Origin of the sequence: Veillonella parvula, from assembly GCF_024461875.1 — a bacterium.
Taxonomy (GTDB): Bacteria; Bacillota; Negativicutes; order Veillonellales; family Veillonellaceae; genus Veillonella; species Veillonella parvula_I.
On record NZ_JANGAL010000005.1, the window covers coordinates 37,475 to 50,492 of the forward strand.

General features: G+C 41.7%; 4 protein-coding genes. All 4 read right to left on the reverse strand.

All coding sequences use genetic code 11. The features are described 5' to 3' along the window. Positions 1–28 precede the first annotated feature (28 nt). The 4 genes from NE668_RS08085 to NE668_RS08100 all read right to left on the reverse strand — a co-directional run bounded on the left by NE668_RS08085 (position 29) and on the right by NE668_RS08100 (position 12,662). Positions 29–4,369 carry a YadA-like family protein gene (locus NE668_RS08085; RefSeq protein WP_227037163.1) on the reverse strand — a complete coding sequence of 1,447 codons (4,341 nt, stop codon included), beginning with the start codon at positions 4,367–4,369 and terminating at the stop codon, positions 29–31. Continuing rightward, complete coding sequence (locus tag NE668_RS08090) at positions 4,370–8,437, reverse strand: ESPR-type extended signal peptide-containing protein (RefSeq protein ID WP_227037164.1); 4,068 nt, start codon at positions 8,435–8,437, stop codon at positions 4,370–4,372. It abuts the gene before it with no gap. Between the two features lie 513 nt (positions 8,438–8,950). Next, positions 8,951–11,359 carry an S-layer homology domain-containing protein gene (locus NE668_RS08095; RefSeq protein WP_227037165.1) on the reverse strand — a complete coding sequence of 803 codons (2,409 nt, stop codon included), beginning with the start codon at positions 11,357–11,359 and terminating at the stop codon, positions 8,951–8,953. A 259-nt stretch (positions 11,360–11,618) separates the two neighbouring features. Next, positions 11,619–12,662, reverse strand: a complete 1,044-nt coding sequence (locus NE668_RS08100; RefSeq protein WP_227037166.1) for an inverse autotransporter beta domain-containing protein — start codon at positions 12,660–12,662, stop codon at positions 11,619–11,621. Positions 12,663–13,018 lie beyond the last annotated feature (356 nt).

A 13,018-nucleotide genomic window follows, 5' to 3' on the forward strand; every position in this document is an offset into this window, starting at 1 on the left:
GGTTAAGAACTCGAATATTCAGATTCGATTATTTTGTAAGACCTGCTTGTTGCATCAACAATGCGATTTGAGCTTTCATTTCTTCATTATCACGTTGTACTTGATCGTATTTAGCAGTTAACTCTAAGTCATGTTGTTTCATGCGTTCATTTTCAGCTTTTAAAGCAGTCACTTCATCTTGCAATACATATGCAGAGCTGATAGGGCCGGCTTTGTAACGTGCAGGAACCGCTTTCTTAGCGTCGGATGTACCAAATTTGTAGGATACGCCCGCATTAATCATGTTGTCATGACCGCCAAGAGATACGCCCATATGGAACATTGTAGATTCATTAGTATAGTGCGCCACGCCTACAGCGGCAGCTGTGCTACCTTTATAATGGCCTACAGCAGCCAATACTTGAGTTGGTTCCAATGGATCATATTGTAATGGTTTGAGGCCAGAAATAGCTGCACTAGTAGCACCTACATCGGCAATCTTACCATCCACGCTACGCATAGCATTGCTCAATTGATTTACATTAACCGCATCAGTACCATCTACGCCAGGGCCTACATTAGTAATTCTATTACCACCGTTATTAAGACCGTCTTTAGTAAGACTTACAGCATTACCTTGAGCAGGTGTAATTGTCACGCCGCCACCGTTCATAACAGTTGTATTACCAGCAGCATCCGTAGTAGTTACGGACTCAAGGCCTTTCAAGTCTTTAGCCAACTTGATGTTATAGCCATCACCAGCAGCGTTTTTCACAACACCGATATTATTATCTGCCAAACGGTTCACATCTGCACCACCAGTAAGGTTCATAGTATCTCCCAATCCACGAACCACTTTACCGCTATCGCCAGGTTGGTCGCCTTGGAATACACGTCCTGTTCTTGCTTTATTATTGAAGTCGTCATTAACAGCTTTCAATTGGTCTTCTGTTGCGGCACGACCAGGAACTGCTACAGGGTTTTCAGGATTCCAAGTTTTGTTATCCAAACCTGTTACAAAGTTGCCTTCTTTACCGTCAGAAGTTTGTTTACCTACAACTACATCGCCAGCTTTCACAGTATTTGCCGTTACGGAACCATCATTACCGTCAATCTTAACTTGATTACCGCCATTGCCAGCTGTAATTGTACCTGCAGAACCGTCGATGTTAACTTGTTTTGCTGGATCTTGACCAAGAGTGATCTTATCGTTCAAGGCCATTTTGATAGCGCCATTGTCCACGGAAGTTTTGATGTTGCCGTCACCTTTCAAGTCGATTGTCTCGCCAAGAGGTTTCTTCACGGATTGACCGTCTTCCGCTTTAAGGCCAAAGCCTGTGGATTTGATGTCTTCAATAGCTGTATGAAATTGACCGCCGTTTACAGCGTCCTTGCTACCAGCGCCAATAGTACCATCAGCCACATTAGTGATCTTCTTATCAGCCGCATCGATACCGTCTTTTGTTACCTTAGGACCATTTTCGATAGTCAAACCGTCTTTATTAACAGTAACTGCTTTGTTACCACCATCATTGATTTGCAATCCATCTTTAGTCAACTTGGTCGCTTCATTAGCGCCATCCTTGATAGTAACACCGTTTGTATCCATCTTAGTGTTGCCTGTAGTTACAGTCTTAGCAGTTACAGTATCTACAGTGATGTCTTTTTTCAATTCTACCTTAACAGCACCGTCGTCTACGGATGTTTTGATATTTTTGTCATCACCTTTAACCTTAACAGTTTCACCAAGAGCTTTCTTCACGGATTGACCGTCTTCTGCTTCAAGGCCAAAGCCTTTAGTTTTAAGGCTTTCAACAGCATCATGCAATTGACCGCCGTTAACAGCGTCTTTGCTATCTTTGGCAACCGTACCGTCTTGAACGTTTGTAACCTTCTTGCCTGCTGCATCGATGCCGTCCTTCGTCATAGATGGACCATCAGTAATCTTCACGCCGTCTTTTGTAACAGCTGTCAACGGATTACCAGCTGCATCATTGATAGTCATGCCTGCGCCGTTTACAACGGTTTTACCGTTTGCACCGTTAGCTCCGTTGTTGAAAGTAATGGAGTTCAAGTCTTTAAGGTCTTTTGCCAAACGAACATTGAGGATATTATTTTTGCTGATAACGCCAATATTGTTTTCAGTCAAATCAGCTTCGTTTGTTACGCCGCCCTTAATGTCCAATTGTTCATTAAGTTTTTTCTTAATCACATTACCGGAGTCACCACCGTATGCCATACCATCATCCTTGGTTGCCACTTGATGTGTCTTACCATTTTCATCAGTGTATTTAATACGAGTGATTTCGTTACCGTTGAGGTCCGGATCACCTTTTTCAACAGAAATATCAGCGCTACGGCCGTCTTTACCGTTGAGTCCGATGTGACCTACGCCGTCTTTACCAGAAATAGATACAGCTTCTTTGCCATCCTTACCAGTAACAGCTACCTTGCCGTCTGTACCGTTGTCAGGACCTGTAATGGACACGCCATCCTTACCATCTTTGCCAACCTTCACGGATTCAGCTTTAAGGTTTTTATTCATCTTCACATTGATAGTTGTATCACCAGATGCTGGATCTTGTGTGATGAAAGTTTTAAGGTTTTCACCGCTGTAATCATCGTCAGCTGCAGTGCCTTCACCTTTAATAGTCACTTTGGAGCCAAGCTTGTTAGTTTTTTCGCCGCCTTGGTTAGCATCGAATTTCAAACCTTTATTAGTCAATGCATCCGCACTATCTTTGATTTTGTCATTCAAGTAGTCCACATTAACCGCTTCGCTGCCATCGTTGCCTGTAGCATATGCTACATTCGTTACGTGAGTCCCACCTTGTTTGTTATTGTATGTAGGGCCTTCGTAAGTTACCTTGGATTTGTCAAGATTGCCAGCAGGGTCCAAATCATACTTAACAGCGCGATCATTCAATTTATCAAGTTTGGATTTAGAAGCAACGTCTTTGATGGTAACGGTTTCTGTTTTATCTGGATGATTCTTATCCTGTACAGTCAACGCTACATCGCCGTTTGCATCTACAGTGTAGTCTCCATTGGAGCCTGCCGCTTGATTTCTGATCAAACGATAATCAGTGGAGTTAGCACTTTGAGCATCCAACGCTTTTTTCAATTGATCTTCTGTTGCGGCACGACCGGATACAATCTTATCTGCATCCCAATCTTTATTATCAAGGCCTGTTACATAATTGCCTGTTTCGCTATCGCCAGCTGCGTTGTTAACAGTTTGACTACCCATAGTAGCGTCGCCTGCTTTCACAGTCTTAGCCGCCGTTACGGAATCAAGATTTTTAAGGTCTTTCGCCAATTGAAGTTCCAATTTGTCAGTGCCATCAGCTTTTACGTTGATGTTGCCGGATGCGCTCTTGAATGCAGCGGATTCAGCTTCAGTTACGCCTTCACCTTGTACTTTCACCAAGGAGTTCAATTTTTGTTTATTCACGGTACCAATGTTGTTACCAGTGAATTGTAAACCGTCCTCCATAGTCGCAACTTGGTGTTCGCCATTGCCGTCTTTGTAAACGATACGTGTAAGACCATTTGTACCATCAACGCCTTTTTCGCCTTTAACGCCTGTCATAGGATCGTCGTAACCAGGTTTCACGGACAAGTCGATACCATTAGTACCATTCACGCCGTTCGTTCCAGCAGGGCCTGTCAAGCCAATGTGGCCTACGCCGTCCTTACCGGAAATAGAAACTGCTTCTTTACCGTTTTTATCAGTCACAGCTACCTTGCCATCTGTACCGTTCGCTGTGTCAGGACCTGTAATAGCTACGCCGTCCTTACCATTTTTGCCAACCTTCACAGATTCAGCTTTAAGGTTTTTGTTCATCTTCACGTCAATAGTCGTATTGCCTGTTGCCGCATCTTGATTGATGAAAGTTTTGAGGTTTTCACCGCTATAATCAGCGTCAGCAGCAGTACCTTCACCTTGAATTGTAACAGTGGAGCCTAATTTGTTAGTTTGTACGCCGCCTACATTGGCATCGAATTTAAGACCTGTATTAATAAGTTCGTTTTTAGCATCATGTAATTGACCGCCGTTTACAGCATCTTTAGAACCAGCCGCTACGTTACCATCTTTCAAGTTAGTAATTTTTGTACCGTTAGGGCCTTCCAATGTTACTGTGTCATGGCCTGTGTTACCGTCATATTTTACGGAACGATCTTTTACATTATCTAGTTCAGTTTTGGACGCAATATCCTTAATCGTTACAGTTTTAACGTCTTTAGATTTTTCATCTTTTACCTTCAAGTCTACTTGATTGTTTTCAACTTTATAGGAACCGTCTACCGCGTTGTTCGGATTAGCGATTAAGCGGTAATCTGTAGCACTTGCATTAGCTTTATTAATAGCATCGCTAACCGTTTTCAACTATTCTTCAGTAGCCGCACGGTTTGGTACATATACAGGATCTGCAATATTCCAAGATGTATTATCTAAACCTGTTACAAAGTTACCAGTTTGGTTAGCACCTTTGTTATCTGCTACCGTATGATTACCTACAGTGGCAGTGCCTGCTTTCACAGTGTCGGATGCCGTTACGGATTGCAAGCCAGTCAAGTTTTTCGCCAATTGCAATTGTAATTTTGCATTGCCATCAGCGCCAACAGCCGCAGAAGTAACACCGATATTATTGCCTGTAGCAAGATCAGAAGCGCTTGTTACACCACCGTTGATGTCCACTTGTTTGTTAAGCTTAACATTGGATGTAGCACCCATGTCGCCTTTGAATTTGAAGCCGTCGTTCAAGGTTGCCACTTCTTCGTTAGAGCCATCAGGTTTTTGGTATGTAATACGTGTTGTAGTTGTACCAGGAGCACCATCTACACCGGGTTGACCGTCACGAGTAACGGAAATGTTAGTTGTTACACCGTCTTTACCGTTGATGCCGATTTTACCGTCTTTGCCGTTTGCACCGGTTGCAGTAATTGTCTCTACATTAAGGTCTTTACCAAGTTTCACATCAATTGTGCTGTCGCCGTTAGCGTCTTGAGAGATTTCCGTAATGATATTGGAGTTATCCCCTTTAACTGCTACTTTGGAGCCCAATTTATTTGTTTTTTCACCGCCTGTATTAGCGTCGAATTTCAAACCTTTGTCGATAAGATCTTGTTTAGTTGTATCAATCTTATTGTTTAACTCATTCTTGGTATTCGTAATTTGATCGCCAAGATTTTGCTTAACTTGATGTAATTGACCACCGTTTACAGCATCTTTGGAGCCCGGTGCCACATTACCGTCCTTCAAGTTAGTGATTTTTGTACCGTTAGCGCCTTCTAATGTTACTGTATCTTTGTCAGTTTCACCATCATATTTCACGGAACGATCTTTTACTTTATCAAGTTCTGTTTTAGACGCAATATCCTTAATCGTTACAGTTTTAACGTCACTGGATTTTTCGTCTTTTACTTTCAAGTCTACTTGATTGTTTTCAACCTTATAAGAGCCGTCTGCCGCATTGTTTGGATTAGCGATTAAACGATAGTCCGTAGAACTTGCGTTAGCCGCGTTAGCTGCTTTCACAGCATCGCTCACAATCTTAAGTTGATCTTCCGTTGCCGCACGGCCAGATACATAGGCAGGATCAGTTAATGTCCAATTTTTATTGTCCAAACCGGATACAAAGTTACCGTTCTGAGTAGCACTTTTGTTATCTGTTACAGATTGGTTACCCATAGTAGCAGTGCCAGCTTTTACAGTCTTAGTAGCTGTCACCGTATTAACATTGATGTCTTTACCTAATGCAACCTTAATTGTTGTATCGTCGCCACTTTGTGTAATTGTAGTGTTGATGTTAGTGCCATCACCAGATACTGTTACCTTGGAGCCTAATTTATTTGTTTTTTCGCCGCCATTATCAGCATCGAATTTCAAACCTTTATTGATAAGCTCCGTTTTTGTATCATCAAGTTCTGTTTTGGATGCAATATCCTTGATCGTTACAGTTTTCTTATTCGCAGGATTTTTAGCATCTTGTACAGTCAAGTCAACTTTATTGCCAGATACAGTGTAAGCTTTATCAGCAGCACTGCTGTTTTCAGTCAATTGATAATCTGGAGCATCTACGTCAACTTTATATGTTTTATATGTACCATCAGTACCTTCTGTAATCGTTGTGTTTTTACCAGCAACAACTTTTACTGCTTTTTGTGCTTCATCACGAATAACGGATTTACCACCGTCCGTAATGTTGGACAAGTCTTTATTTGCCGCATTGTCAATCTTGTTCTTAGTTGCATCAGTCAACGTCACATCAATTGTTTGGTTGTTAACAGATGTCGTAACATAAGAACCATCGCCTTTTACAGTCAATGTTTGATTGTCCAATAAAACATCGTTTTTACCGCTGTTGCCAGCTACTTTCAAATTAACATTGCGCAATTGTGCCACGTTAACAGCGTCAGTATCAGCTGTACCTGCAGCCACATTAGTGATTTGACGAGTTTTTGTACCGCCGTCACCTACGGACACCGCACCCATAGTAGAAGTCAACGCAGCGCCTGTCAATCCGCTATATCCGTTTGTACGGCTGTCTGCAGTTTTCACATTATAGCCTGCTTTGCCTGCTGCAACGGAAGCAATGGAGTTTGCACCCAATGCAACGCCGTCATCTACACTGGATTTAGCTTTATAACCGATTGCAGTGCTATTCGCATTCGCTGCAGTTGCATCAGCACCGACAGCTGTCGCAAAGTTACCTGCTGCGGAAGTACGTACGCCAGCTGCTGTCGCATTATTGCCTGTAGCACCTGTGTTATCGTAGTTCGCATCAGCGGATGTGCCTTTAGCACTGAAGAAATTCGTTTGCGCCGCTTCAACAGCTTCTTTTACCGTATGGTACGTACTGTTCTTGATATTGAAATCAGGCGCTTTATATGTAGAACCATTCGCTTCATAGCCCGTATATGTAGGACCTGCGATGGATTTTGCCAAGTTACTGTTTACAAATTTTAATTGTTTTACATTTGTTGCGTCAGTATCGTTTTCACCACCTGCTACGTTGATGATACGGCGTTCAGAACCTACGTTACCTACCGCAACTACACCGTTTGCAACATTGTTGTTTTGTTGATTAGTGAAAGCAGAGTAACCATTAACCAAGGCACCTCTTACTTCCGTACCAGTACCCAATGCCAAGGAATTATTGGATTCTGCAACGGCATTTGTACCGATAGCCATGGAGTTAGTACCTGTAACAGTAGCACCAAGACCGATAGCTGTCGTATTAGTATTGTTTGCTTTCGCTTCTTTACCGATTGCAATGGCACCATCTTTAGATGCATTAGCCGCACCGCCAAGTGCAAGCGCATCAGCACCCAAGGATTTTGCATTACCACCTAATGCGATAGAGTTGGATAATTTGGCTTGGGAAGAACTACCCATAGCGATAGCATCAGCACCAGCAGCATTAGAGCTACTACCCATGGCAAAGCTGCTTACACCACTTGCATTGGCACTTTTACCCATCGCTACCGCATTTTGTGCGGATGATTGCGCCGTATTACCGATAGCAAAGGCATTCTCTGCACTAGCATTAGCACTATAACCCATAGCTACCGCATTAGCGCCACCAGTACTGGATGAAGAACCGAATGCCATAGAATCAGCTGCAGCAGTAGATGTTCTCGCCTTTGTACCAAATGCAAGAGAACGAACACCTTCTGTTACGGTATTACCATTGGCATTATATTGTGCACTAGGAGTACCATGTTGTTGACCAGGTAATTTTATAGTTTCTGCTGCACCGATTGCAATGGATTGATCCGCTTTTGCTGTAGCAGAATAACCCATGGCGAAACTACCATTACCCTTTGCCCAAGATGCAGTACCCAATGCTGCGGAGAACTCACCTTCTGCAGCGGATTGACGCATCATAGCCAAGGAGTTAAATCCGCTCGCCTTTGTAGCTGTACCAAGAGCCATAGCAGATGGTGATAAAGCCTGAGCATAATGACCTAAAGCAAAAGAAATACCACCTGTGGCCTGAGCATAGTTACCGATAGCTAAACCGGAATAATAAGTTGGATTACCAGTTTCCTGAATATTTGTATTTTTACCGATAGCAATGCCAGCAAAACTATTTTCTGTATAGTTACCTCTATCTGTACCATTATACAAATGACTATTATCAAATGGTGTCAGGTTCCCAGGGTTTTGATAATTATATAAATAACTACCTTCACTATAAACTACATTACCAGTAGCATAACCAGCGCCATTTACATCATTAATCGTCATAGCAGTATATGTAGCAGCATTAACTGTAGTAATATTACCACCCATTAATAATGCAGCCACCGCCATAACTGCACTCATGCGCGCCCAGGTTGTACCGCTTTGTACGGATTTTACCTTACCGCCACCTGTTTTTACAATTTCAGATACTACAACGTAGCATTTTTTTGTCTTACTCCAAATAACATTATAAATTCGATTCATAATTATCCTTTCTTACCGAAAACTCAGTAAAACACACCACTTGTGTTGCATAATATTGCAAAGATAATAAAAAGAAGAAGTATAAAGATTAATTATCATCTACACTTCTTACACCAAATATTAGTATTCCAAATTACGATCTGAATACTATAATTATTCATGATTCTTCATCATATACTCACCCACGGCAATACAATATCAAAAAATTTCTATCTTGTAAACAACTTTTTCATCTTTTCTTCATTTTTGTCGTTTATTTATTTCTAATTTAATAATTTTTAATTTTAAGAAATAGAATCTTCATCTTTCCTATCATTTATTACGATAAATCCACATATCGGAATATAACGATTATTGTAATTACGTAATCAATTTCATATTTTTAGACTTTTCAGTTTAGTACTTTCATAGATAAGATAATTTTATATACAGAAAAATTATCACCTACAGGTACACGAAAAAGCCGAGGCCCTAGAGCCTCGGCTTTCACAATATAAATCATATATATATATTCTATTTTTTATTAACCCTTACACGTTCAATAGTTGGTTGTCCTTCATGATTCTTGCCAATAGTATCCACACGGAATAACGCCATTTCAGGACCAAATTCAGATACAAGTCGATCATCGACAGCAACACCATTTTGAATAGCTCGGTACACAATTTGAGCAAATTCATAACGGGTCAACATACGGTCTCCTCCGAATGTACCATCAGGATAGCCTTCCACAAGACCCCGTCGAGATAGATCGCTAACCGCCGCATATGCCCAGTGATTATTCGGCACATCAGGGAATAATGTGCTGCGGTCTGCTTTCATATTTGTTCCAGCCAAGCCATTCAAAAGAGCTGTCAACTTTTGAATCTGCGCATTTTGTACCGCTACAGTTTTCTTAAGTTCCAAAACTTCCTTACCGATGGCCACACGAGAACGAGATACATTACTGTGAGCACCAACTTTCACAGACATACCGGCATTCACAACGGTTTCACCATTACCAACAGTAGATCCTACACTAAATTGCAAGTCCTCATTCGGTCTGTAGAAAGCCCCCAATGCAGCGGCATTACCATCATGATAGTGGCCATAACCAGCAGCAAAGTCCCATTTTGCATCAGGATCGAAATCCAATGGATGTAAGGCGGCAAGTGCGGCCGCTCCGGCCACAGATTTGTTAACCTTTTTATCGAGACGAGCTACATTCCGCCCCATATTGGTTACGTCCTGCTTGATATTAGTAATGTCGCCTTGAATATTGGTTACATTCTTTTTAATATTGGTTACATCACCTTGTATATTGTTAATATTTGTTGTGTTATTTGTAATCTGGTTCGTTATATCGTCAGATAGGCTTACCTTATAATCCTTAGTAGTTCCGTTCGTCGTAGTTGTCACATTAATATGCTTACCTGCACTGACGGTAGTGGAGCCGTTCGCATTCACTTGATTTTGCAACTTTTTGAGCTGTGCCACATTCACCGCATCCGTATCCTTTGTGCCGGCTGCTACGGATGTAATCTGACGCGTAACATTGTTATTTGCATCACCAACAGATACGGCTGATTTAGTCGCCTTCCACGTAGAATCTGTATTCGTAGACTGTGCTTTTGTGCTCGGATCATACCCAACGGATCCAGCCGCCACAGTAGCCTTCGATTCACTGCCCAATGCAACGCCACCCTCTACAGTTACATTCGTATTATGTCCGACAGCGACCGCATTATTAACAGATGTCGTAGTCTTGCTGTCTGTGGAACCAATGAGAACTGCATGATTCGCATCTTTTACCTCACGATTATCCCCCATTACAAGACTGTTCTTAGAATTAGTCACCGTATTTTCAGACCCTATTACGGTCGTATTAGACACCTTATCCGCCGTATTGTGAAAGCCCGTCAACATGGTATTCGTACTTTCTTTGCCTTGAGAGCCGGTCAATGTATTATTGACACCCATAAGTGCGGAGCGAAGTGTATAATCCGCCTTATTACCGCTACCAAATGCCATAGTAGAACCGCCACCGTTAGAATTTTTGACAGCGGAACGTAATGTCTCAGCTAATTCCTTAGCAGAATTACCTCCCGAACTTGGCGCTGAAATATCGGCTACAGAATTCGTTATTTCATTGCCCGCACCAAATACGAGAGACCCATTGGAGTTAAAGGTTCGATTGGCAGTGCCTACGATACTATTTGCAACACCAGAGTATTGAGAGCTAGCACTTGCCGATTCAATACTATTTAAAGACCCTGTAATAGTAGCACCAAAATTCTTAGTGGCATCAGCGGTAGTGGTAGGATAACCTGAAGAGGCAATCGAATAAGCCCCTACAATAGAAGAAAACAAACCATTAGAATAACTATTCGCTCCTATAGTTGTGGAAAATAAATGTCCATTATTATTTTTGGTATTAGAACTATCTACATCCACATCACCTAATTTTCCTTTATAATTATGGGTCCCCAACATAATACTGCCAGAACGAGCATAGGTGTTTTGGCCAATAGCCATTCCGGTTACCATCTTTTCAGGATTTTTTGGGAGCCCAAAAGGTATACCAAAAAGATTTTTATATCCAGCCTGATTAAAATCAAACGCTCTTTCCATTCCGCCTACCATATTTTCGACGAATGAATTCGCACCTATGGCAATGCCGCCACCTTGATCAATATAATTATTAATATGTGCCTTTCCACCAATTACAATATCACCTGTGGACGGCTGTCCGACACCACCCGAATACTCTATAGTAGCCCCTTTACCAATGGCTACGTTTTCCGCCTTCGGTGCATTACTACCCGTACCGATAGCTACACCGTTACCGCTACCCGGTGCCACATCCACCGCTCCGACCACATATAAGCTCGATAACAACACACCATTAATCAACACAGATAATATAAGTTTACGCTTGCTCATTTTATCCTCTCCAATCCCTAATGAATTCCACGTGTAACTTATTCTTCATTATAGCTTCATGAATATTGTGCCACTCTTTTTCTATTTTGTAAACAAAATAAATTTTTATGAATTAATGTATAAAAAAGGAACTGTCTTTTCATATCAGATGACAATCATCTGATATGATAAAACAGCTCCCTATGTTGCTTTTATCTAAAAAATAAATATGGATTCTTATGCTACTTTTATCAAAATAATAAATATATATATCAATCTATCAATCAACGTGCACCGTATGTTGGCGGCGCACATTTTCTAGCATATTCGCACGAACCGATGCTTTTGCATCCGATCGATGGTTACCACCAAACCATGCCGTATCAACCCCGGCTAGACGGAACATGATTTTTCCGTACGGACTGCCATGCTCATGCTCGGGCTTATTATAGTCCATGTCCACGGAAATCCTCGGCGTGAGCTGCAACTCCGTACCGATACGCAAGCCATGCTTATCCTCACTACGCCGCAACTGCCAACGATAGGCTTCCATGTACACGCGCGCCCAACGGGCATTCTTAAAGCTAGTCCCATATTCCGCAGTATATCCGTTAGACACGCTCTCCAAGCGTGTCGCACCGTCAAGGGAACGCTCGCTGGACACACCGCGATACCAGTTCATGCGAAATGCACCGATACCCGATACATACTCCAGCCCGACACTCATGCGACTGTGATTACCTCTGAACCGATGGTCATAAAACAGATTACCACCGTAATAATGGTCATCGTTCGCTGCGATTCGGCGATAGCCGATACCCACATTCGCCGTCGTTCCTGTATCCGCTGCATTCGCCAACCTCTCCTGTGTAAACCACACATGACGAGATGTCTCATCATAGTAACCTAGTGGTTGCAATGTTTCCACACCGTACAAGGGCTTCCAGTTTTTCTGAAAGCGCAATGACACGACGGTTCTCTGCATCCACGGTTTTGCCTTCGATCCGTGCATTGCGGAATGAACACCAGTCATAACCACCGCCTGCAACGCAGAGTTGACTGCATCCGTATCGGAATAACGAGTCGTCTTTTTATCTGTGGAGTCCGGCATCTCCAATCCGCCCTGACCGATGACATGATCTGGAGTATGAGACGAATTAACATGGAATGTATCTGAGTCGTCAGATAAGGCGACCGTACTTTCACTATGAACTTGTTTTACCCTAGTCCCCTGTATAGGCTGCTCTGCTTTACTTACCTGCTCCCCCGATACAGGCATGACAAACATATAAAGGGCACTCATCAACACGATTATATATTTCATTACACACTCTTACGTACAAACACACTTTTCATTACGCACATAATTATTTATTTAATTATGTACTTAATACGTCATTACACACGCCGATGACTCATGATTTTATCATGAACAAAACATGAAATTATTTCTATTTTATATAAATATATAGAGGCTTGTCAATGCATATAGAATGCAATTTATACATATAAAATGCTAGAATACAATTTATAGAATAAATAAATATTTAAATTTTATAAATATGTGTCAAAGGTTTCTTATTAACTATAAATACCTATAGAATATATTGTATATTTATTGAATTTATATGAATATTCTATTTACAATATACCTTTTTGGTATTATAGTAGCCATGTAAG